The organism is Lawsonibacter asaccharolyticus (genome assembly GCF_022453915.1).
In the GTDB taxonomy this organism is placed as follows: Bacteria; Bacillota; Clostridia; order Oscillospirales; family Oscillospiraceae; genus Lawsonibacter; species Lawsonibacter asaccharolyticus.
On record NZ_CP091870.1, the window covers coordinates 2,459,288 to 2,480,826 of the forward strand.

The following is a 21,539-nucleotide window of genomic DNA, read 5'->3' on the forward strand; positions in this document are numbered from 1 at the left end:
CGTGATATGTTGACATAATACCGCATTTTTTGACCCATTGCAACCATATCCCACCTTCGAAGAAGAGAAATTTTTTCCTGCTGATCTCCCTGGGCACCGTCCCCCTTGCGGTCCTGCCCGGCGCCGCTTATAATAGGGACATGTGCCGGCAGGCAGTCCTGCCGGAAATTTTAGATCTTCACACCTGGAAGGAGCCCGTCTAACATGTGGAAGGATTGTCAAGCCCTGCAAGATGAGATCACTGCCCTGCGCCGGGAGCTGCACCAGATCCCGGAGGTGGGGGCACAGCTGCCCGAGACCGCCGCCTGTCTCTCCGCCCATCTGGACCGCCTGGGTATCCCCTTCGTCCGCTCTCCCCGGGACAGCGGCCTGATTGCCTCCATCCAGGGCGGCCTGCCTGGTCGAACGGTGGCCCTGCGGGCAGACATGGACGCCCTGCCCATCCAAGAGGAGACCGGACTTCCTTTTTCCTCCCGCCGCCCCGGCGTGATGCACGCCTGCGGGCATGATGCCCACGCCGCCATGCTCATGGGGGCCGCCCAAGTCCTGCAGAAACACAGGAAGGAGCTCCGGGGCACCGTCCGCCTCCTCTTCCAGCCGGCCGAGGAGCAGTGTGAGGGAGCCAAAGTCATACTGGAGCAGGGAGCGCTGGATGGAGTGGACGCCATCTTCGGCTTCCATATCGGCACCCTGCTGGGGGCCGACATCCCCAGCGGCACCGTGATTGCCCCCTCCGGCTGCTGCATGGCGGCCTTTGACAAGTTCACCATCCGGGTTCGGGGGCGCGGCTGCCATGGCTCCACCCCGGAAAAAGGGGTAGACCCCGTCAATGCGGCCGCCCACATCGTTCTGTCCCTCCAGGCCATCACCACCCGGGAGATCAGCGCCGCTCGCTCCCTGGTCCTGACCATCGGCAGGATCCAGGGGGGCGACCAGTATAACATCATCCCGGACGAGGTAGTGCTGGAGGGGACCATCCGCACTCTGGAGGACGGTCTGCGGCAGTACGCCGCCCGGCGCATCGGTGAGGTGGCCCAGGCAGCGGCTGCCGTATTCGGCGCCAGTGCGGACTGCACCATCACCTGGGGCGCTCCCCCTGTCCTCAACGATCCCGCTATGGCGGAGCTGGCCGCCGGGGCCGCCGCCGAAGTCGTGGGCCCGGAGCACGTCGTCACCCGCATCCCAGCCCCCAACATGGGAGGTGAGGATTTCGCCTTCTATCTGGAGCAGGTCCCCGGGGCTTTTCTCTTTCTCAGTTCCTCCGACCCCGCCAAGGGGACGGACCGCCCCCACCATAGTCCCCGGTTCGATGTGGACGAGTCAGTGCTTTGGAAAGGGGCCGCCCTCTACGTCTCCCTTGCTCAGACCTTTCTCAACGGCTGAATCCTCTCCACGACTGGGCCTTCATCGGGAAATTCTTCCAGTTGAGGCATTTCCGGCCTCATAAAATCCTCTCCCCCGCATATACATGTACAGCAGATGCAAAATCCGGGGGAGTTGTTGCTGTGTGAAAGGGAATATCGAGGAACGGGCCTGTCAGCTGGCCCTTTACATCATAGAGAACCGGACCACGGTCCGCGCGGCGGCACAGAAGTTCGGGATCAGCAAGTCCACGGTCCATAAGGACCTGTCCGAGCGCCTTCCCGCCTTCAACCAGCCTCTCTATCTCCAGGTCAAGGGCGTGCTGGAGGAGAACAAAGCGGAACGGCATATCCGGGGCGGCATCGCCACCCGACGGAAATACAAAGGAGCCTGAGCCGGGGGAGGGGCGCTTTCCTCCTGGCGTCCGGCTTCCGGAACAGGCGGCGGGGACGCGGCAGGATGCCGCGTCCCCGCCTTATTGCTTTTTCCCCCCGCTTCTGATATGATACCTTCAAACCAATATCAGGAGGGGCCGCCATGAGCTACGCCGATCAGGTCTTTATTCAAAACTGTCAGGACATTCTTTCCCGGGGAGTGTGGGACACCGACCGGGAGGTCCGTCCCCGCTGGGAGGACGGGACTCCCGCCCATACCATTAAGCTCTTTGGGGTGGTCAACCGGTATGACCTGCGCAGAGAATTCCCCATTCTCACCGTCCGCAGGCAGTTTTTGAAGTCCGCGGTGGACGAGCTTCTGTGGATCTGGCAGAAGAAGTCCAACAACGTCCACGACCTGAACAGCCGCATCTGGGACGCCTGGGCGGACGAGTCCGGCTCCATCGGCAAGGCCTACGGCTACCAGCTGGGGGTGAAACACCACTACCCCCAGGGGGACATGGACCAGGTAGACAAGGTGCTGTGGGACCTGAAGCACGACCCCGGCTCCCGCCGCATCCTCACCAGCCTCTACAACCACCACGACCTGAGCGAGATGGCCCTCTACCCCTGTGCCTATTCCATGACCTTCAACGTCAGCGGGAACACCCTGAACGGCATTTTGAACCAGCGCAGCCAGGACATGCTCACCGCCAACGGCTGGAACGTGATGCAGTACGCCGTTCTGCTCCACATGGTCGCCCAGGTCTCCGGGCTGGAGGCCGGCGAACTGGTCCACGTCATCGCCGACGCCCATATCTACGACCGCCACGTGGACGCGGTGCGGGAGATCATCACTCGCCAGCCCTATGACGCCCCCCGATTCTCCCTGGACCCCGCTGTCACCGATTTCTACGCCTTCACCCCGGACAGCGTGCGCCTGGAGGGGTATCAGGCCCACCCTGTGCCGGGAACGATCCCGGTGGCGGTCTAAGAGGAGGCGCACAGTATGGATCTCATTGTGGCAGTGGACCAGAACTGGGCCATCGGGAAGGACGGAGAGCAGCTTCTCTATCTCTCCCAGGACCTGAAGCGCTTCAAGGCCCTGACCCTGGGCCACGCGGTCATTCTGGGCCGCAGGACCCTCTCTACCTTTCCCGGCGGACGCCCCCTGAAGGGACGGCGCAACCTGATCCTGTCCACCACGCCGGACTTCGCCCCGGAGGGCGGTGAGGTCTATCCCTCCCTGGACGCCCTCCTCGCCGCCGCTCCGGCGGATGCCTTTGTCATCGGCGGGGAGTCCGTCTACCGCGCCCTTTTGGACCGGTGCGGCACCGCCTATGTCACTAAGATCCTGGCCCAGTACCCCGCAGACCGGTACTTCCCGGACCTGGATGCCGACCCTCGCTGGGAGTCGGTGGAGGAGTCAGAACTCCTGGAGGAGAACGGAGTACGCTTCCGGTATGTGACCTACCGGCGCAGGCAGGAGGCATGACCCATGGACCGTGACTATATCTGGGAGGGGGAGTACGGCCGCCGTTCCCACCTGATCCCGGTGTTCCAGCAGCTGCTGCGGGAACAGGACGCCTCCTCGCTCCAGATGCTCTCCCTGTTCGTCAACAACAATCCTTACAATCTGGAATTTTTCATCGCAGTGAGCTACGACCGCCCCAAGGAGGAGCATCTGGACCGGATGTTCCGTCTTCTGGAGGACGCTGGACTGCGGCAGCGGAAGGACCTGACCGCGCTGAATATCATGCGGGCCATGGCGGACCGGCGCTTCAACTCTGCCTCTCTGCTGGATGAGGACAGTGTTCCCACCATTATGGGGCACCTCTTTTTCTTCCCGGAGATCCGGGTCCTGGAGGAGAAAGGCTACCGTATGACTCCCTTTGGACGGGAACAGATGGTCTTTCTCAGCCACTCCTCTCTGGATAAGCCGGAGATCGAAGAGATCATCCCGCTGCTCAATGGGATGGATCTGCCCGTCTGGTTCGACAAATACAGCATTGCCCTTGGCGATTCCATCACCGACAAGGTCCAGGAGGGCATCCAGCAGTCCAGCATCGTGCTCTTCTGGATCACAGAGCACTTTCTGGATTCCCGCTGGTGTAAATTTGAGATGCGGGCCTTCATCAAGAAGCTGATCGAAGAGGACGTCCGGGTCATCTCCGTTCTGGACCGGGGCATCCAGATCTCCCGCCTGCCGCTCTTTCTCCAGGACATCAAGTGTCTCATGCGGGAAGAACGGACCATTTATCAGGTCGCCCAGCAGATCGCCTCCGCTCTCCGGCCCAGCTGAGTGACTTGAAAAATTTAGAACCACTCCATTTGAAAAGGGGGCCGGCGCGCCATGCGCCGGCCCCCTTTTGTCGTCTCAGGTCAGCCATTTTCCGGCCCCTGGGATCAGCCGCAGGAGCCAGGCCATGGGCAGGGACAGGGCCAGCAGCACCAGGGCCAGCAGGGGAACAAAGAACACCGGCTCCAAGGCGGTGACCGTCAGCCCCAGCCACCGGAAAAGCAGCATCCACAGCTGGTGGATCAGATAGGCGCCGAAGACATAGCTGCCCAGGGCATGGACCGCCCGGCGGCGGGACCGCTCCTCACTGATCCCCAGCACATAGCGGAACAGAGCGCACAGCGCCGCCGCCGTCAGGGCCACCCCGGGGGCGGTGTCGCTGTACCACAGCTCCCGCCCGCCGCCCAGCAGCGCGTCGCCACCCAGAGTCAGGACCAGCCCCAGGATTCCCAGCAGGTAGAGCAGAAACTCCGGCACCCGCCCGATGGTATAGTGGCGCAGATACCACCCCGCCACATAATAGCCCGCATACCCCAGCACCAGATGGACCTGGAGCCTCTCCAGCAGGGCACCCACCACCCCCTCCGGGTGGAAGGCCGTCCAGGCCGGCAGCAGGCTGGCAAAGAGGAAGCACAGGAGGAGAAAATACAGCACCTCCCCCCGGCTGGCCGCGGCGGTGAACCGGCGCAGCACCGGGTGTACCAGATACAGGCCGAGCAGCGGGTAGAGGACCCGCAGGTGGAAATAGACATCCCCCAGGGCGGCGGACCGCAGGGCACCCAGGATGCCGGACCAGCTCACCGCCCCGCCGCCCAGCAGGTGGGCCGCCAGGGCGTACGCCGCACCCCAGAAGAGCAGCAGGCAGAAGGCCGGCAGGACCAGCCCCGCCAGCGCCCCGGTGAGGGATGGCTTCCCCTCCTCCAGGGCAACCATCCCCCAGGCCATGAACAGGGCCGGCACCGCCCAGCAGGTGAGTCCCTCGTAGATGACGAGCACCTGCCGCGCCCCGGCGGAGACCGCCTCCCCCTGGCCCTCTCGGGCCAGGAGCAGCAGGATGGCGGCAAAGACGGTGAAGGTCAGGAAAAAGCCGGACCAGCCGGCGTTTCGCTCTCCCCGGGCCATTTATTTCTTCTCCGGCACGATCTCGATCCAATAGCCGTCCGGGTCGGCAATGAAGTAGATGCCCATGCCCGGGTTTTCAAAGCAGACGCAGCCCATCTCCTTGTGCTTAGCATAAAAGTCGTCGTACTGGTCGGTGACGAAAGCCAGGTGGAACTCGCACTCTCCCAGGTCGTAGGGCTTGTCCCGGTCCTTCAGCCAGGTCAGCTCCAGCTGGAACTCCGTCAGGCCGTCCCCCAGGTAGACCAATTTAAACGAGCCGTCGGAGGCCTCCTTCTCCCGCACCGGCTCCAGGCCCAGTGCCTCCTTGTAGAAGGCCAGGCTCTTGTCCAGATCCAGGACGTTGAAATTGAAGTGGTTGAATTTGATCATGTTCATTCGCTCCTTTCCGGTCGGGACGACCGGTGTCTTTTTATCATTATATCGGGCACAAGCCGATTTTTCAACGGAAAAGTGTCCAAAGACAGGCAAGACCTCTGTTTTGTCCCCTTGCGGGGCGGGGCAAATCGTGGTATGATAGTTTATATTTTATTCCCCGGGTATTAAGGAGGAATTTCCGTGTCATCGGACCATATATGGCCCATCCTGTTTTTTGTCAGCCTGGCCGGCAACCTGATCCTGCTGTTCTACCGCCCTCTGCTGAGGCTGCTTCGCAGGGGGGAGGAGGTCTCGGAGGACGAGATCATGGCCATGGTGGAGGAGGGCGAGGAGTCCGGCGCCATCGAGCGCAACGAGAAGGAACTGATCGAGAACGTCTTCGAGTTCAACAACACCACAGCGGAGGATGTGATGATCCACCGCACCGACATGGTGACCCTCTCCCTGGATGACGATGAGGAGACCATTCTCTCCGCCATTCGGGAGTCCGGTCTGTCCCGCTTCCCGGTCTATCAGGGAAACGTAGACGACATCGTGGGCATCCTCTCCACCCGCCAGTATCTGCTCAACTTCCATGTGGAACGTCCCCAGGAGCTGCGGGCGCTGCTGCGCCCGGCCTACTTCGTGCCGGAGACGGTGCGGGCTGACGTGCTCTTCCGTGACATGCAGAGCAAAAAGATCCACATGGCCGTGGTGGTGGATGAGTATGGCGGGACCAGCGGACTGGTGACCCTGGAGGACCTGCTGGAGGAGCTGGTGGGCAACATCTATGACGAGTTTGACCCCCAGGCCGAGCAGGAGATCATCCAGCTGGAGGAGAACCTGTGGCGGGTCTCCGGCTCCGCTGACCTGGAGGAGCTGGCCGAGGCCATGGACTTCCAGCTGCCCGAGGATGAGGACCGGGACTATGACACCCTGGGCGGGCTGGTCTTTGCCCAGCTGGCGGTCATCCCGGAGGACGGGAGCCGCCCCGTGGTGGAGGCCCTGGGCCTGCGCATCCGGGTGGAGGAGCTGTGCGACCGCCGGGTGGAGTGGGCCCTGGTGGAAAAGCAGGCGCCCGCTGCTGCCGCCTGCGAATAGAGACGCGCTTCAGGACTGCCGCGGCCTTGCCTGCGGCGGTCCTGTTTTTTCCGCCCCGGGCGGGCAGATCAGAGAGAAAGGAACTTCACCCATGACAAAGGCGATCTTTTTCGATGTAGACGGCACGCTGGTCAGCTTCAAGACCCATCAGATCTCCCCAGCCGTCCGCCAGGCCCTCCAGGCCCTGCGGGAGCGGGGGATCAAGCTGTTCCTGTCCACTGGGCGGCACCTCGCCATGCTGGATCCGGTGCGACAGGTCTTTGACTTCGACGGCTATGTGACCCTCAGCGGCCAGTACTGCACGGCCCAGGGACAGGTGCTGCGGAGCACTCCCATGCCCCCTGAGGCGGTGGAGGAGCTGGTGGCCGCCGCCCGGACCGACGCCTTCTCCTGCATCTTCCTGGAGGGAGAGGAGATCTATATCAACTGCATCAACGAGATGACCCGGCAGTTCATCCGGGATCTGTCCATCCCTATGCCGCTCCAGCGCCCTGCGGACTACGCCCGGGGCCGGGAGGTCTATCAGGCGGTGACCTTCCTGACCCGGGAGCGGGAGCATCTGCTGCTGGACCGGGCCCCTCACCTGAAGACCACCCGGTGGCACCCCAATTTCCTGGACGTGATCCCGCCCAGCGGGGGCAAGGACCGGGGGATGGACGCGCTTCTGGACTACTTCCGCATCCCGGTGGAGGACGCTATGGCTTTCGGAGACGGGGAAAACGACCTGTCCATGCTGCTCCACGCGGGCATCGGGGTGGCCATGGGGAGCGCCCATGAGGAGATGAAGCGGCAGGTGGACTGGGTCACCGGAACGGCAGACGAGGACGGCGTGGTCCAGGCGCTGGTCCATTTCGGCCTGATTTGAGGGCGGCGAGAGATTGTACTGGAACTTTCGACAAAAAAGGTGTACAATAAAACTGAAAAATCGGCATATAAAAAGGAGGACACTGGTATGAAGCTGAGTTTCTTCGGCGCGGCCCACGCTGTCACGGGGAGCTGCCACTGTCTGGAAGCCAACGGCAGGAAGATCCTCATCGACTGCGGCTTGCAGCAGGGCCGGGACGAGCATGACGACAACGCCCTGGACTTCGCCCCCGGCCAGATCGATTACTGCCTGGTCACCCACGCCCACATCGACCACTCCGGCCGGCTGCCACTGCTGGTCAAGGAGGGGTTCCAGGGGCAGATCATCACCACCCGTCTCACCGCCCAGCTCCTGTCCATCATGCTGCGGGACTCGGCCCATATCCAGGAGAGCGACGCCCAGTGGCAGAACCAGAAGGGCAAGCGGGCCGGCCGTGACGCAGTGGAGCCTCTCTACACTGTGGCTGACGCGGAGGCCGCCCTCCAGCAGCTCTATCCCGTGGAGTACGGCCAGGTGCTGGATCTGTGCGAGGGGGTCCGGGTCCGCTTCACCGATGCGGGTCACCTGCTGGGCTCCTCTGAGGTGGAGCTGTGGCTCACCGAGGGGGATGTGGAGCGGAAGATCGTCTTCTCCGGCGACCTGGGCAACATCGACCAGCCCATTATCCGCGACCCTTCCTTTGTGGAGGATGCGGACTATGTGGTCATGGAGTCCACCTATGGCGACCGGAACCATGAGCCGCCGGAGAGCTACACCGATTCTCTGGCCCAGCTCATCGACGAGGTGTTCGCCAAGGGTGGGAACATCGTGATCCCCTCCTTCGCGGTGGGCCGCACCCAGGAACTGCTCTACTTCCTCCGGGAGATCAAGGACCGTGGGCTGGTGAAGAGCGCCCCCAACTTCACCGTGTGCGTGGACAGCCCGCTGGCTGCGGAGGCCACCCGGGTGTACTCCGGCGACCTCCACGGCTATCTGGACGAGGAGGCCATTGCGGTGCTCCAGGGGGGAGATGACCTGTTCACCTTCCCTGGCCTGACCCTGACCCAGTCCACGGAGGAGTCCAAGGCACTGAATATGGACCCGTCCCCCAAGATCATCATCTCCGCCTCCGGCATGTGCGACGCCGGCCGCATCCGTCACCACCTGAAGCATAACCTGTGGCGGCCGGAGTGCGCGGTGGTCTTCGTGGGCTATCAGGCGGAGGGCTCCCTGGGCCGCCGCCTGCTGGAGGGCGCCAAGACGGTGAAGCTGTTCGGCGAGGAGATCGCCGTCCGGGCCCGTATCGTCAACTTCAAGGGGCTCAGCTCCCACGCGGACCGGGATCACCTGCTGGAGTGGGTGGGCCACATCGCGCCGGCGCCCCGGCAGGTCTTTGTGGTCCACGGAGACGCGCCGGTCACCGAGCTGTTTGCTGAGGACCTGAACCAGCGGGGCATCCCCGCCCACGCACCTCTGTACCAGGAGGTCTACGACCTGGCTGCGGACCGGATGCTGGCCAAGGGCGTGGTGCTGGAGAGCAAGCGGACCACTGGCGGCGCCTCCGCCCCTTCGGCGGCCTATGTCCGCCTGGTGGACGTGACCAAACAGCTCCAGGATATGGTGGGCCGCAGCCGCGGCCGGGCCAACAAGGACCTGGGACGGCTGGCCGACCAGCTGAAGGCCATCATGGAGAAATGGGATGCTTGATCTGCCCCCGGGCAGGAGAGAGGAGCGTATATGAAGATCGACCGAAAAGGCCTGAAGGCGCAGGCCAAGCAGGCCATCCGTGCGGCGGCCCCCGTGTTCTGGCTGGTCACCCTGGTGTATCTGCTGCTGACCGAAGGATTGAGCACTGTGGTAGGCTGGCTCGCCCCCACCTTCCAGCCTGCGGACCTGCTTTGGGGCGGAACTGTGGGATGGCTCAGCTTGTTTATCTCCATCCTGCTGACCCTCTATCTGTGGGTGATGGACTTTGGCTATCGCCTGTGGGCCCTCCGCGTCACCCGCAGCCAGCAGGCGGGGTATGGGACGCTGCTGGAGGGTTTCGGCATCGCAGGGCGGGTCATTGCCATGAACCTGCTGATCCTGCTGTTCACCTTCCTGTGGTCCCTGCTTCTGATCTTTGTGACCACCATCCTGGCTTTTTTTGTCCTTGATTCCCTGTTTCTGCAACTGCTGGTGATGGCAGGAATCTATGCGGCAGTCTTTGCCATCATGCTCCGCTATGCCATGGCCCCCTACCTGCTGGCCGACTACCCGGACGACGGCGCAGGGGCTGCGGTCCGCCGCAGCGTGGAGATGATGCGGGGGCGCAAGTGGGAGCTGTTCAAACTGTATGTTTCCTTCCTGGGCTGGGAACTGCTGGGCGTCCTGCTCACCCTGCTGGCCTATCTGCCCTTCCTCCCCGGTATCCTGGCCCAGGTCAACTCGGTCGCGCAGTTCTACTCCGTCCTGTCCAGTCTCATCCCGGCCACTGGTCTGGCCCTCCTGATCAATCTGCCCCTCACCCTGTGGCTGACCCCCTACCGCACGGCGGCGGAGGCCCTGTTTTACCGCTCCATCCTGGAGGGACGCCCGGCCGCCCCGGAGACGGAGGCGCAGAGCTGATGTCCGCCGGAATGTGGGCACAGCGCAGCCGATAAATGGATATGAGAGCGGCGCCTGGCCGGGCGCCGCTCTCTTTCGACAAAACCGCAGGCACGGTTCGTCATTTTTTGAGCAAAATGTGAATTTTCCCGGATCTACTGGACATTTTCCCGGGACACGAGTATGATATTGTCACTATGTACGCGCCCTCGGGCGCCCATCCATCGGCACAGAGGGCCGCGCCCCTGTGCAGGGAGGTAATCCATGGCCAGTTCCATGTTCGGCGGGATACACCCCGCTTCCCGAAAAGAAAATACCCGGCGCAAGCCGCTGATGCTGCTGGAGCACCCCCCGGCCCAGGTGGCCCTGCCTCTGGCTTTTCACGGAGGTCCCTCCTCCCTCCCCCTGGTCAAAGCTGGGGAACGGGTGTATGCGGGACAGCCTATCGCCCGTCCGGAGGGCGAGGACGGGGCGGTGCTCCACGCCAGCGTCTCCGGACGGGTGGAGGCCATCCGGGAGCTGCCCCACCCCTGGGGCGGCCGCGCCCCCGCCATCGTCATCGCCAACGATGGGGATAATACGCCCTGGCCAGAGCGGCCTGAGGGCATCAAGCTCAGCCAGGCGTCCCAGGAGGAGCTGATGGTCCGGATAGAAGCCGCCGGCATCGTGGATATGGGCAGTGATCCCCTCCCCGCCCAGGTGAAGATCCTCCGGGCCCGGGGCCGGGTGGACACCCTGATCGTCAACGCCGCTGAGTGTGAGCCCTATATCACTGCCGACCTGCGCCTGCTCCAGGAGCGGGGGGAGCCCATTCTGAAGGGGACCCGCGCTCTTGCCAAGGTGCTGGGTGTGGACCGGGTGGTGCTGGCGGCGGAGAGCGACATGCTCACCGCCGTGGAGGCGCTGGAGCGCCGCATCAGCCGCAAGCGGAGCCGGGTGGAGCTGAAGACCATCCGCACCCGCTACCCCATGGGGGCGGAGAAACAGATCGTCCAGTCGGTCACCCGCCGGGAGGTCCCGCCGGGAGGCCGGGCGGAGGACGTACGCTGTGTGGTCTTCAACGTCTCGGCAGCCTTTGCGGTGGGCGAGGCACTGAACAAAGGCCTCCCCCTGACCCACCGGGCCGTGACGGTGACGGGGGGCGCGGTAGCCCGGCCCCGCAACCTGTGGGTCCCCCTGGGCACGCCGCTGAAGGAGCTGGTCTCCTCCGCCGGCGGCTTCCGGGAGGAGCCGGGCCTGATCCTGGTGGGCGGCCCCATGACAGGGGTGACCCAGAAGAGCCTGGAGGCCCCGGTACTGCCCAACACCAACGGCCTTCTGTGTCTGGCCCCCTGGGAGCAGCCCCGGGAACAGGCTCCCACCGTCTGTATTCGGTGTGGGCAATGCGTCTCCGTCTGCCCCATGCACCTCTCCCCCATCTTTGTGGTCCGGGCCCTGAAGGAAAACGCGGCGGAGCGCCTGCACTCCCTCCATCCGCAGGACTGCATGGACTGCGGATGCTGCACCTATATCTGTCCGGCCCATATCCCTCTGGCCGACCTGGTGCGCCAGGCGGCTGGTCAGGTGCGGGAACTGGAGAAAGGGGGGGACCTCCATGGCTGATCTCCGCACCTCTGTCCCGCCTCAGCTGGCACAGGCCACCAGCACTACCTCCATCATGCTGGATGTGATCGTGGCCCTGATCCCCGCCCTGGGCATGTCCGTCTATCTCTTCGGTCCCAGAGTGCTGGCTCTCACCCTGATCTCGGTGGGCGCCTGCGTCCTGTCGGAGTATCTCTACCGGCGGCTGACCCACCAGTCCAACACTCTGCGGGATTGCTCTGCCTGTGTCACCGGCCTGCTGCTGGCCATGTGTCTGCCGGCGGCCTCCCCCTACTGGGTCCCCCTGCTGGGGGGTGTCTTTGCCATCGTGGTGGTGAAACAGTTCTACGGCGGGCTGGGCAAAAACTTCATGAACCCGGCTCTGGCTGGGCGGATGCTGCTGTCCACCTTCCCCTTCTTGATGACCACCTGGGTGGACGCGCTGGACTATCTCCCCGTTTGGGGTGAGATGGACGCCGTCACCTCCCCCACCCCCATGGCCGCCCTGCACAGCGGCAGACTGCCCGAGCTGGACATGGGGCAGATGCTGCTGGGCCAGCACGGCGGATCCATCGGGGAGGTATCTATCTTTATGCTGCTGCTGGGCGGCCTGTACCTGATCATGCGCAGGGTCATCTCCCCACGCATCCCGGCGGCCTTTCTGGGGACCGTGGCTGTCCTCACCTTCCTCTTCCCCCGGGATGGCACCTCCCTGGAGTGGATGACGGCCCAGCTGTGCAGCGGCGGGCTTGTGCTTGGGGCTTTCTTTATGGCGACCGACTACACCACCTCCCCTGTCACCCCCCGGGGACAGGTACTATACGGGGTGGGCTGCGGCCTCCTCACTGTACTGCTCCGGTACTATGGCTCCTACCCCGACGGGGTGGGCTGGGCTATCCTGACCATGAACTGCCTGGTGTGGCTCATGGACCGGGCGGGGATGCCCCGCCGGTTCGGGGTGGAGCGCTTCACCGCCGTGCGGGAGGGGCTCCGCGCCGCAGGGGAGAGCCTGTCTGAGATCAAATTTGTCAATCCGGGCCGCCCCTCCTCCCTGTCCTGGGGGACCATGCCCGGCGAGCGCTATCTGGACCAGCTCCGGCCCCAGGCCAAGGCCGCCGGCATCCTGCTGGCGGTGGTGATGGTCACCGGTCTGGGGATCTACTCCACCTACTGGCTCACCAGCCTGGACACCCAGCGCTCTGAGCTGCGGGCGGAGGAGGCCCTGCTGGCCCAGGTGATGCCGGGGGCTGAGATCAGCACTGAGACCCCTTACCGCGCCCCAAATGCCCTGAGCATCACGGCAGGGTACCGGGAAAATGAGCTGCTGGGGTACTGTGTGGAGGTCCAGACCCATGGCTTCAGCGGCCCCATCACCATGGTGGTGGGCGTGGACCTGAACGGCCAGGTCACCGGTGTGGCGGTGACGGACCACAGTGAGTCCACAGGGATGGGGACCATGGCCATGGAGAATGCCCAGCTGCGAAAGTATGTGGGCATGTCAGGCACCATCCGGACCTCTGGTGCCAACTCGGTGGATGTGGTGACCGGGGCTACCGCGACCTCTGAAGCCATCACGGCCGGGGTCAACCAGGCTCTGGCCATCGTGGCCAACCTGGAGACCGACGGCTCCGTCCAATATGTGGACAGCGACGTGTAGCGGGAAAGAAAGGAGCGGATCGGATGGATTCCGTACAACTGGCAGGGGTGGCACTGGCCGCCCTGCTGTCTGAAAATTTCATCCTGGTCAACTGCCTGGGCATCGGCACCCGGGTGGAGGCCTTCCACAGCACCACAGCAGCCCGCCGCACCGGCCTGAGCCTGACCCTGGCCATGGTGGTCACCGTATTTTTTACCTGGTGTGCGGACTTTCTGGTGCTCCGGCATTTTGGGTGGGTGTATCTGCGCACCCTGGTCTTCTCCCTCATTGCCCTCCTCACTGTCTTCCTGCTGCGAAAGGCAGCCCGTCTCTGGCCGGAGCTCTCCCATCGAATCGACGCCGACCTGGCCTCGGTATCCACCAACTGTGCGGTGCTGGGTGCGGCCTATCTGGCCGCCCAGCGCAGCTACACCCTGTCCCAGGCCCTCACCTTCGCCCTGTGCGGCGGCCTGGGCGTCCTGGTGGTCCTGATGAGCTACGCCGGCCTGCGGGAGGAGATCAGCCTCACCAGCTGCCCCCGGCCCTTCCGCGGCCCGGCCATCGAGATGGTAACTGCCGGCCTGATGGCCCTGGCCCTGGTTGGCTTCTACGGGCTGCACCTGTCCTGATCCGTAAGGCAAGCAAAAGACCGGCCCCGGACATCATCAGATGTCCGGGGCCGGTCTTTTGCTTCTCCCTTATTTCAGCTCAAAGGAGGCACACTCGGTCTCCCGACAATTGCAGGGGGAGGCGTCGGTGCAGCCCACCTTGATCTGGCTCAGGGAGCAGTAGTTCTGGGGATTGTGATAGGCGCAGCTGTTGACAGTACACTGAATATTGGAATTGCAGCTCTTTTTGTTATCCATCTGAAAGACCTCCTTTTGTGGACGGTCCTAGTATAAGCTGCCGCGGCAGTTTTATGTGTGGTCCGGGCCGGAATCTTCTTCATCGGCCTGCACCGGCTCTTCAGGCAGCACCTTGGGGATGAAACGGCGGGCAAACCTGCCCCGGCCACGGTTTTTCACATAAAAATACCCAATGATGGAGAATACAAAGGCGCCGATGAAATTGACGAACAGATCCTTCATGGTATCCAGCAGACCTATGTCCAGATAGCCGCCCAGCCCCAGAGGGATCTCCTTCCCGCCTGCCACCACGATCACGTCTGTGATGCCCCGGATGGCGGTGATCTTGTTGCCGCCGGTGGGGTCCAGCATGACGGTGCTAATGTCGTGGACAATGGTGTCCTTCTGCATGTCCAGCAGGAAAAAGCTGTCCATGATACACTCAAAAAATTCCCACAAAACACCGATGGTCATGGAGAAGCAGAAGGCCACGATGGCCATGAACACCGGGGAGAGGGACAGGGAAAACCGCTCGTTGCGGTTGAACAGGTCCACCAGTGAGAAGCCGATGGCCGCGCAGAGGAAGCCGTTGAGCGTATGGAGCATGGTGTCCCAGCCATGGAAATAGGTATAGTAAGCCTGGATCTCTCCCAGGATCTCCGCAGAGAAGATGAAGAGCAGGATGATGATCTCCAGCGTGTCGGGCAGATCGATGCGGACCCGCCGCTCGATGACGGTGGGCAGGGTGAACAGTACCAGCGTCAGGATGCACAGGAACACGTTTTCAAAGTTCCCGTTGAGAAATTGGGCCACCATGGTCAGGATGACCAGGACTCGAAGAATGATGTAGATGGTGACCACCGTTTTTTTCCCCTTCAGCTCTTCCCGCAGCTCACGCCGCATCCGGGCAGTTTTGCCGGGATCTTTTGGCCGCATCTATATCTCCCCTTTTATATTATATATTGTTATAGTATAGCGGTTTCCGGAACAAAAGTCAAGGAAACCGGGGCGGCGCCCGGTGGCCGTCCCTCTCTGTCTTGGTCTCCCGGAACAGAGAGCGAAAGTCAGAATCATGAAAAAAGGGTGGCAATCCTGCTATCTTATGGTATGATAGAGGCAGAATGATCAGAGCCGGCCCCCAGGGCCGGTCTGAGGGGAGGCCGATTCCATGCCCGCATTTTCCCCCCGGATACGGGGCCACATCGACGAGGCGCTGACCTTTCTCAAATGGGTCCTGTACGCCTGCAACATCGGGCTCATCGTGGGCGCTGTTGCGGTGGCGTTTCATTGCGGAATCGACTGGGCGGCTCAGTTCCGGGCGCACCAGCCCTGGGTCATTCTTTTCCTTCCCCTGGGAGGCGTGGTCATCGTCCTGCTCTACCGCTGGAGCGGGATGGAGCGGGACCGGGGCACCAATCTGGTGCTGACGGCGGTCCGGGAGGCCGAGCCCATCCGTCTGCGCACCGCCCCCCTCATCTTCCTGTCCACCATCCTGACCCACCTGGTAGGCGGGTCGGCCGGCCGGGAGGGGGCCGCCCTCCAGCTGGGGGGCTCCATCGGGGCCTGGGTGGGCAGAAAGATCCACCTGGATGAGAAGGACCGCAGGATCATGGTCATGTGCGGCATGTCCGCCGCCTTCTCCGGGCTGTTCGGCACCCCCATCACCGCCGCCATCTTCGCCATGGAGGTGGTGAGCGTGGGAGTGATGTACTACGCCGCCATCGTCCCCTGTGTCGTCTCCTCTTTGGTCTCGGTCCAGCTGGCCCGCTTCTTCGGCCTTCATATAGGAACAGGCTATCTCATCGGAAATGTGGCTGTCCTGGGTCCCTGGTCCATGGTCCAGGTGTGCGTGATGGGGGTGCTGTGCGCTCTGCTCTCCATCCTGTTCTGCAAAGTGATGCATGCGGCCCCCAAGCTCTATGCCAAATACTTCCCCAATCCCCTGGTCCGGGCGGCTGTTGGCGGCGCCCTGGTGCTGCTGCTGACCCTGCTGGTGGGGGAACAGACCTACAACGGCGCCGGGGATGCTGTCATCCGCCGGATGCTGGCGGGCGAGACCATCTCGGAGGCGTTCCTGCTCAAGCTGGTCTTTACCGCCCTCACTCTGGGGGCCGGCTTCCGCGGCGGCGAGATCGTGCCAGTGCTCTTCACTGGTGCCGCCTTTGGCACGGTGGTCGGACCGCTGCTGGGCCTGTCCCAGTCCTTCGGCGGGGCGCTTGGGATGACGGCGGTATTCTGCGGCGCTACCAACTGCCCCATCACCTCCATCCTCCTGGCCTATGAACTATTTACCAGCCGGGGCCTGCCTCTTTACGCCCTGTGCTGTGCCATCTCCTACATGCTCTCCGGGTACTACGGCCTTTACAGCGAGCAGAAGATCATCTACTCCAAATTCAAGGCCACCTGGGTGGACCGAAAGGCGGAGTAGTTCCCCCTGTCCACGGCGCCGTTCTTCTGCTCCACGCTCAGCAGCGGAATGGTGGGCCTGGGTGCTCTGTCTATGGGCCGCAGTTTCTTCAGCGACCTCCATGTGACGGAATTGTAAAACAGTCCTATTCAAGCTCTTATTTTATCAAGCGGAGACATCCCGGCAGAATTTCCGGGACGTCTCCGTTTTTTCTTCATAAAATGAAAAAAATATTTTTCCCCTTGCAAATTTAATATATTTTTTCATTTTCTCCATTATTGCACTTTCTCCTTTGTTTTCTCTGTACTTTTTTCCTTCCATGTAAGAACGCATAACCTTTTCCCTCTCTTTTCTTTTTTTCGCCTTTCTTCCGGGTTTATTTTTGGTCAAAACATTCAATTTCTGCGGCACCCTTCTCTATTCTCTTGCCTGTTGTGCTGTCCACCCCCTTCATCTCTTTCCTTGTTCAGATGTTCCCTCCGTTTACTCAATCGTCAAAATATCGAGTATTCGATATTTTCGATTTGAAGTATTGACTTTTCAACATTTCATGTTATCATAGGTCTAACCAAAGAAACTGCAAAAAAGGATGGTATTTCGACATGGAGCTTCCCGCCGCCTTTTCCCAGCGGATCAAGTCCACTCCTCTTACCGCAAAGGAAGCCTTGGTGGCGGAATACATCCTGAACAATTTTCTCTCCGTATGCTATGTGTCCACCAGTGAACTGGCCCGCATCTTGGGCGTCAGCGACGCCACGGTCTCCCGTACCAGCAAAGTGCTGGGCTACCGCTCCTTTCTGGACCTTCAGAAGGAGATACAATCCTTTGTCTCTCAGAAAGCGGATTATGCACAGCGTGGCTTCTTCCCTCCCATTGAGCGTCTTCATACCCATCAGAGCCTGGATGCCAAGGAGAATATCGTAGCACAGTTTTCCACCCTTACCTACAAGAACCTACAGAGCGTTTTGGAAAAAAACTCCGAAGAATCCATCCATGCGGCGGCGGATCTGCTTTGCTCCTGCCGCATCAAATATATTGCCGGGCGCCGGCCCACCGCACCTATTGCTGAGAAATTCAGCTTTTTGATGCGCATGGTTGTCCCCGGTGTCGTATCGGCCACAGGGAGCGTCACCTTTGAACAGCTGCTGGACATCTCCCCAGAGGACTGCCTGTTCGTCATCAATTTCAATCCCTATGGTGAGGAAGTCCGGCGCTGGATTGATCTTGCCCACAGCCGCGGGGCGAAAATCATCCTGCTCACTGATAAGCCCTCCACTCCCTTCTCCGATTTTACTGATGTGCTGCTGTTGGCTGACATATACAGCGTCAGCTTTTTCAACTCCAATGTATCCGCCACTTTTCTTCTGGAGCTTCTTGTCTCTCTGGTCGCAGACCAGATGGACGAGACCGCCACCAAGCGCCTGGATCTTTTGAACCCTTACTTCGAGCGGAACAAGCGCTGATCTTCTCTTATGGGATCTCCCCTCGCACCGAGGGTGGTCTGAATATGCTTACCCCACTAAAAAAGGAGGAACGCCAACATGAAAAAAGCACTCTCTCTTGCCCTTGCACTGGCGCTCTGTATGGGGCTGTTCAGCGGCTGCGGCACTGAAACCGGCTCCAACAGCACCAGCCAGCCCGCGCAAAGCAGCGGGGAAACTGTTAAGACGGTGACGTGGGCCAGCACCAGCGACATCACCGGCCTGGACCCCAGAAACGGCAACTCCACCATCACCGCCAGCATTCTGGCCTCCCTTTACAGCACCCTGGTCAAGACGGACCCCCAGGGGCAGATCGTGTGCGACGCTGCTGAGAGCTATGAGCAGGTGGATGACACTACCTGGCACTTCACTCTGCGGCAGGACGTGTACTTTACCAACGGCACCCAGATGACTGCTGACGATGTGGCCTACACCATCAACAGCCTGCGTGACTCGGAGAAGCACTACGCTCTGTCCGGCGATTTCTCCTTCATGCAGGTGGAGGTACTGGGCGATTTCGAGTTCAACATCATCACTGACTACGCTTTCCCCTCTCTCCCCCTGCGCTTGAACTATATCAAGATCGTCCCCAGTGCCTATGTGGAGGAAGTGGGAGACGAGGGCTTTGCCGCCGCCCCCATCGGCTCCGGCCCCTTCAAGTTCGTCTCCTGGGAGAAGGACCAGAAGGTGGTGCTGGAGAAGAATCCCGACTACTATGGCGAGGTGCCCCAGATCGATCAGCTGGTCTTCCGGGTCATCCCCGAGGCCGCCGACCGGGTAGCCGCTCTTCAGGCCGGCGAGGTGGACATCATCTGCAATATCCCCACCACCCAGGCCGAGTATCTGGAGAGCCTTGACGGCATCTCTGTGGTGGGCCAGCCCTCCACCCGTGTGGTCTGGCTGCAGTTCAACCTGGTAGGCGGCCCCACCCCCCTGGACGATGTGCGGGTGCGTCAGGCCATCAACTATGCGGTGGACCGGGACGCGCTGATCGCCGGCGTGCTGGACGGCTACGCCGTCAAGGTCGCCTCCATCTCCACCCCCGAGTACGAGGGCTATGATCCCAATGTGCAGGGCTACACCTACGATGTGGAGAAGGCCAAGCAGCTGATGGCCGACGCCGGCTATGCCGACGGCTTTGACATCGAGTGCTCCGTCTCTCCCGGCCTGCTCAACAGCACCGACGTGGTCCAGGCCATCGCCTCCCAGCTGGCTCAGATCGGCATCAACGTCACCATCAAGCAGGAGGACTCCGCCACGCAGCGGGACGAGATCGGCGCGGGCACCGTGGCCCCCCTGTTCCTCCAGGGTCTGGGCGGCCCCTACTGCGATATCAACCTGATCGCCTCCATTGGCTTTACTGAGGGTGCCCGGTACTGCACCTGGGTCTCCCCCGAGTTTATGGATCTGGCCTCCCAGGCCGCCTCTGAGATGGACGCTGAGAAGCGCGTGGCGCTTTACAGCCAGATGCAGCAGATGATGGTGGACGAGGCCCCCGCCCTGTGGCTGTATCAGCAGGACACCCTGTATGCCTACAACTCCAAGAAGGTCCAGAATTGGACTGCCCGCACCGACGAAGTCGTCCTCATGGACGGCGTCTCCGTGGCCGGCTGAGCGATTTGCTCCCTTAACTGAATATCCGCAGCTGGTGCGGTATTTCAATGGCAGAGAAACAGGCGGCGCACCCGTGATCTGGAACGGGTGCGCCGTTTCTCACTATCCTGGCTCGCTATGAAAGGTTGAAAAGCATGGGGAAATACTTACTCAAGCGGCTCGGGCAGTCCATCATCGCGATCTTGGGCATTACCGTAGTCGTATTTTTTATCCTGCACCTCACCGGGAACCCGGTGGAGCTGATGGTCTCCCCCACCACCTCCAAAGAGGAAATGGAGATCCTCAGTGAAGAGATGGGCTTCAATGACCCCCTGCCCGTCCAATATGTCCGCTTTCTGAAGGGGGCGCTGGTGGGGGATTTCGGCACCTCCTACTACTACAATGAACCGGCCATGTCCGTGGTGCTGGAGCGGGCGCCTGCCACCCTGACGCTGGCCTGTGCGGCCCTGCTCATCTCCGTGGTACTGGGCATCCCGGCAGGCATTGTGGCGGCTGTGAAGCGCAACAGCGTCTCCGATGCCGTAATCCGGGTGCTGGCCCTGCTGGGCCAATGCATGCCCGCCTTCTGGCTGGGCATCATGCTCATCATGCTCTTTGCTGTGAAGCTGGGCTGGATGCCCACTGGCGGCGCAGAGGATGGCCTGCGTTCCCTGATCCTGCCCGCCTTCACGCTGGGGGTCTTTTCAGCGGCCACCATCTGCCGGCTCCTGCGCAGCAACCTCATCGAGGTGCTGGGCAAGGAGTATATCGATGTGGCAAAGGCCAAGGGTCTTCCCAAAAGCAAGATCATCGGCAAGCATGCCCTGAAAAACGCGATGAGCTCCATCATCACCATCCTGGGCATGCAGTTCGCCTCTCTGCTGGGCGGCTCGGTCATCACCGAGCAGGTCTTCGCCTGGCCGGGCGTGGGACGTCTGGTCATCCAGAGCATCACCACCAGCGACTTTGCGGTGGTGGAGTGCATCGTCTTTCTGATGGCGGTGATCTTCGTGGTGATCAACTTCATCGTGGACGTGCTGTATTGCGTGATCAATCCCCGCGTCCGGCTGCAATGAGGAGGTAGGATCAGTGAAAAAAGGATTTAAAAGCGCCTGGTCCAGCCTGAAGAACAGCAAGACCGGCATGTTTGGGCTGATCCTGGTGCTTCTCATCATCATCTGTGCCATCTTTGCCCCGCTCCTGGCGCCTTATGACCCGCTGGCTCAGGACGTCATGATCAAGCTGAAGGACCCCATCTGGGGCGCTGACCCTGTGGCCGGCCATCTGCTGGGCACTGACCAGCTGGGCCGCGACATTCTCTCCCGTCTGCTGTACGGCGCCCGCGTCACCCTGATCGTAGCTCTGGCCGGCACCGTAGTAGGCGGCATCGTGGGCGTGGTCCTGGGCAGCCTGGCCGGCTACTACGGCAAATGGGTGGACGCGGTCATCATGCGCCTGGTGGACATCCAGCTCTGCTTCCCCTTCACGCTGCTGGCCCTGTTTATCGCGGCAGTGCTGGGCTCCAGCCTGGGCAATGTCATTTTGATCGCCGGCATCACCAGCTGGGTGCGATACGCCCGCCTGGTCCGCGGCGAGATCCTGGGCATCAAGGAGATGGAGTATATTGAGGCCATACGCGCTGCCGGCGGCACCGATGCCCGCATCATTTTCAAACATATCCTGCCCAATATCATCAGCCCTGTCATCGTTATCGCCACCCTGGAGATGGCCAAGATCGTACTGATCGAGGCCTCCCTCAGCTTCCTGGGCTACGGTGTCCCTATCACCATCCCCACCTGGGGGCGGATGCTCAGCGAAGCCCGTGACAACATTCTCACCGACCCCTGGCAGTGTATCTTCCCCGGTCTGTGCATCACGCTGACCGTGCTGGGCGTCAATCTGCTGGGCGACTGGCTGCGGGATTACCTGGATCCCAAACTGGATGTATAAGGGG

Annotated in this window: 22 protein-coding genes; 17 read left to right on the forward strand and 5 right to left on the reverse strand. The window is 61.8% G+C overall.

All coding sequences use genetic code 11. From position 1 onward, the window contains the following. The first annotated feature begins 204 nt into the window (after positions 1-204). From L9O85_RS11805 to L9O85_RS11825, 5 genes are all read left to right on the forward strand, one after another. Complete coding sequence (locus L9O85_RS11805; RefSeq protein ID WP_276756711.1) at positions 205-1,383, forward strand: M20 metallopeptidase family protein; 1,179 nt, start codon at positions 205-207, stop codon at positions 1,381-1,383. A 124-nt stretch (positions 1,384-1,507) separates the two neighbouring features. Continuing rightward, entirely contained in the window at positions 1,508-1,756 is a 249-nt protein-coding gene (spoIIID, locus tag L9O85_RS11810; RefSeq protein WP_050623613.1) for a sporulation transcriptional regulator SpoIIID, read from the forward strand. 143 nt (positions 1,757-1,899) lie between these two features. Beyond that, positions 1,900-2,730 carry a thymidylate synthase gene (gene thyA / locus L9O85_RS11815; protein ID WP_050623612.1) on the forward strand — a complete coding sequence of 277 codons (831 nt, stop codon included), beginning with the start codon at positions 1,900-1,902 and terminating at the stop codon, positions 2,728-2,730. Between the two features lie 15 nt (positions 2,731-2,745). Continuing rightward, positions 2,746-3,231 (forward strand): dihydrofolate reductase, encoded by a 486-nt coding sequence (locus L9O85_RS11820; RefSeq protein WP_108980651.1) that lies wholly within the window; start codon positions 2,746-2,748, stop codon positions 3,229-3,231. 3 nt (positions 3,232-3,234) lie between these two features. After that, positions 3,235-4,038, forward strand: a complete 804-nt coding sequence (locus L9O85_RS11825) for a toll/interleukin-1 receptor domain-containing protein (protein WP_108980650.1) — start codon at positions 3,235-3,237, stop codon at positions 4,036-4,038. A gap of 75 nt (positions 4,039-4,113) precedes the next feature. Here L9O85_RS11825 and L9O85_RS11830 read toward each other — a convergent pair whose 3' ends face one another. Beyond that, a complete protein-coding gene (locus L9O85_RS11830; protein WP_301578710.1) occupies positions 4,114-5,157 on the reverse strand; it encodes an acyltransferase family protein in 1,044 nt (347 codons plus the stop codon). After that, positions 5,158-5,526, reverse strand: coding sequence for a VOC family protein (locus L9O85_RS11835; RefSeq protein WP_050623608.1), 369 nt, complete (start codon positions 5,524-5,526; stop codon positions 5,158-5,160). Positions 5,527-5,712: 186 nt separating this feature from the next. On the opposite strand from L9O85_RS11835, the gene L9O85_RS11840 reads away from it, so the two are divergent. From L9O85_RS11840 to L9O85_RS11870, 7 genes are all read left to right on the forward strand, one after another. Next, on the forward strand, positions 5,713-6,612 hold the full coding sequence (locus L9O85_RS11840) for a hemolysin family protein (protein WP_050623607.1): 900 nt from the start codon (positions 5,713-5,715) through the stop codon (positions 6,610-6,612). A 91-nt stretch (positions 6,613-6,703) separates the two neighbouring features. Next, the gene (locus L9O85_RS11845) at positions 6,704-7,477 is read left to right on the forward strand and encodes a Cof-type HAD-IIB family hydrolase (RefSeq protein ID WP_050623606.1); all 774 of its coding nucleotides are present in this window, start codon (positions 6,704-6,706) and stop codon (positions 7,475-7,477) included. Between the two features lie 87 nt (positions 7,478-7,564). After that, positions 7,565-9,163, forward strand: coding sequence for an MBL fold metallo-hydrolase RNA specificity domain-containing protein (locus tag L9O85_RS11850; protein WP_301578713.1), 1,599 nt, complete (start codon positions 7,565-7,567; stop codon positions 9,161-9,163). Between the two features lie 30 nt (positions 9,164-9,193). Continuing rightward, positions 9,194-10,063 (forward strand): DUF975 family protein, encoded by an 870-nt coding sequence (locus L9O85_RS11855; protein WP_276756704.1) that lies wholly within the window; start codon positions 9,194-9,196, stop codon positions 10,061-10,063. Positions 10,064-10,306: 243 nt separating this feature from the next. After that, positions 10,307-11,644, forward strand: coding sequence for an electron transport complex subunit RsxC (rsxC, locus tag L9O85_RS11860; protein WP_276756702.1), 1,338 nt, complete (start codon positions 10,307-10,309; stop codon positions 11,642-11,644). Next, positions 11,637-13,280: an RnfABCDGE type electron transport complex subunit D gene (locus L9O85_RS11865; protein WP_077138717.1), complete on the forward strand. Its 1,644-nt coding sequence runs from the start codon at positions 11,637-11,639 to the stop codon at positions 13,278-13,280. The genes rsxC and L9O85_RS11865 overlap by 8 nt, the downstream gene beginning before the upstream one ends. Positions 13,281-13,303: 23 nt before the next feature. Beyond that, positions 13,304-13,888 carry an Rnf-Nqr domain containing protein gene (locus tag L9O85_RS11870; protein WP_050623602.1) on the forward strand — a complete coding sequence of 195 codons (585 nt, stop codon included), beginning with the start codon at positions 13,304-13,306 and terminating at the stop codon, positions 13,886-13,888. Positions 13,889-13,957: 69 nt separating this feature from the next. Here the strand turns inward: L9O85_RS11870 and L9O85_RS11875 are convergent, their stop codons facing one another. Then, a complete protein-coding gene (locus L9O85_RS11875) occupies positions 13,958-14,125 on the reverse strand; it encodes a DUF1540 domain-containing protein (protein ID WP_077138716.1) in 168 nt (55 codons plus the stop codon). A 51-nt stretch (positions 14,126-14,176) separates the two neighbouring features. After that, positions 14,177-15,040 (reverse strand): hypothetical protein, encoded by an 864-nt coding sequence (locus L9O85_RS11880; RefSeq protein ID WP_050623601.1) that lies wholly within the window; start codon positions 15,038-15,040, stop codon positions 14,177-14,179. Positions 15,041-15,272: 232 nt separating this feature from the next. On the opposite strand from L9O85_RS11880, the gene L9O85_RS11885 reads away from it, so the two are divergent. Then, positions 15,273-16,532, forward strand: a complete 1,260-nt coding sequence (locus tag L9O85_RS11885; RefSeq protein ID WP_301578717.1) for a chloride channel protein — start codon at positions 15,273-15,275, stop codon at positions 16,530-16,532. A 144-nt stretch (positions 16,533-16,676) separates the two neighbouring features. Here L9O85_RS11885 and L9O85_RS11890 read toward each other — a convergent pair whose 3' ends face one another. After that, on the reverse strand, positions 16,677-16,922 hold the full coding sequence (locus L9O85_RS11890) for a hypothetical protein (protein ID WP_147577019.1): 246 nt from the start codon (positions 16,920-16,922) through the stop codon (positions 16,677-16,679). A gap of 191 nt (positions 16,923-17,113) precedes the next feature. Between L9O85_RS11890 and L9O85_RS11895 the strand changes: the two genes are divergently transcribed. The 4 genes from L9O85_RS11895 to L9O85_RS11910 all read left to right on the forward strand — a co-directional run bounded on the left by L9O85_RS11895 (position 17,114) and on the right by L9O85_RS11910 (position 21,535). Then, the gene (locus tag L9O85_RS11895; RefSeq protein ID WP_050623599.1) at positions 17,114-17,974 is read left to right on the forward strand and encodes a MurR/RpiR family transcriptional regulator; all 861 of its coding nucleotides are present in this window, start codon (positions 17,114-17,116) and stop codon (positions 17,972-17,974) included. Positions 17,975-18,052: 78 nt separating this feature from the next. Next, positions 18,053-19,606: an ABC transporter substrate-binding protein gene (locus L9O85_RS11900; protein ID WP_050623598.1), complete on the forward strand. Its 1,554-nt coding sequence runs from the start codon at positions 18,053-18,055 to the stop codon at positions 19,604-19,606. Between the two features lie 134 nt (positions 19,607-19,740). Beyond that, positions 19,741-20,661 carry an ABC transporter permease gene (locus L9O85_RS11905; RefSeq protein ID WP_050623597.1) on the forward strand — a complete coding sequence of 307 codons (921 nt, stop codon included), beginning with the start codon at positions 19,741-19,743 and terminating at the stop codon, positions 20,659-20,661. Positions 20,662-20,674: 13 nt separating this feature from the next. Further along, the gene (locus L9O85_RS11910; protein ID WP_077138715.1) at positions 20,675-21,535 is read left to right on the forward strand and encodes an ABC transporter permease; all 861 of its coding nucleotides are present in this window, start codon (positions 20,675-20,677) and stop codon (positions 21,533-21,535) included. Positions 21,536-21,539 lie beyond the last annotated feature (4 nt).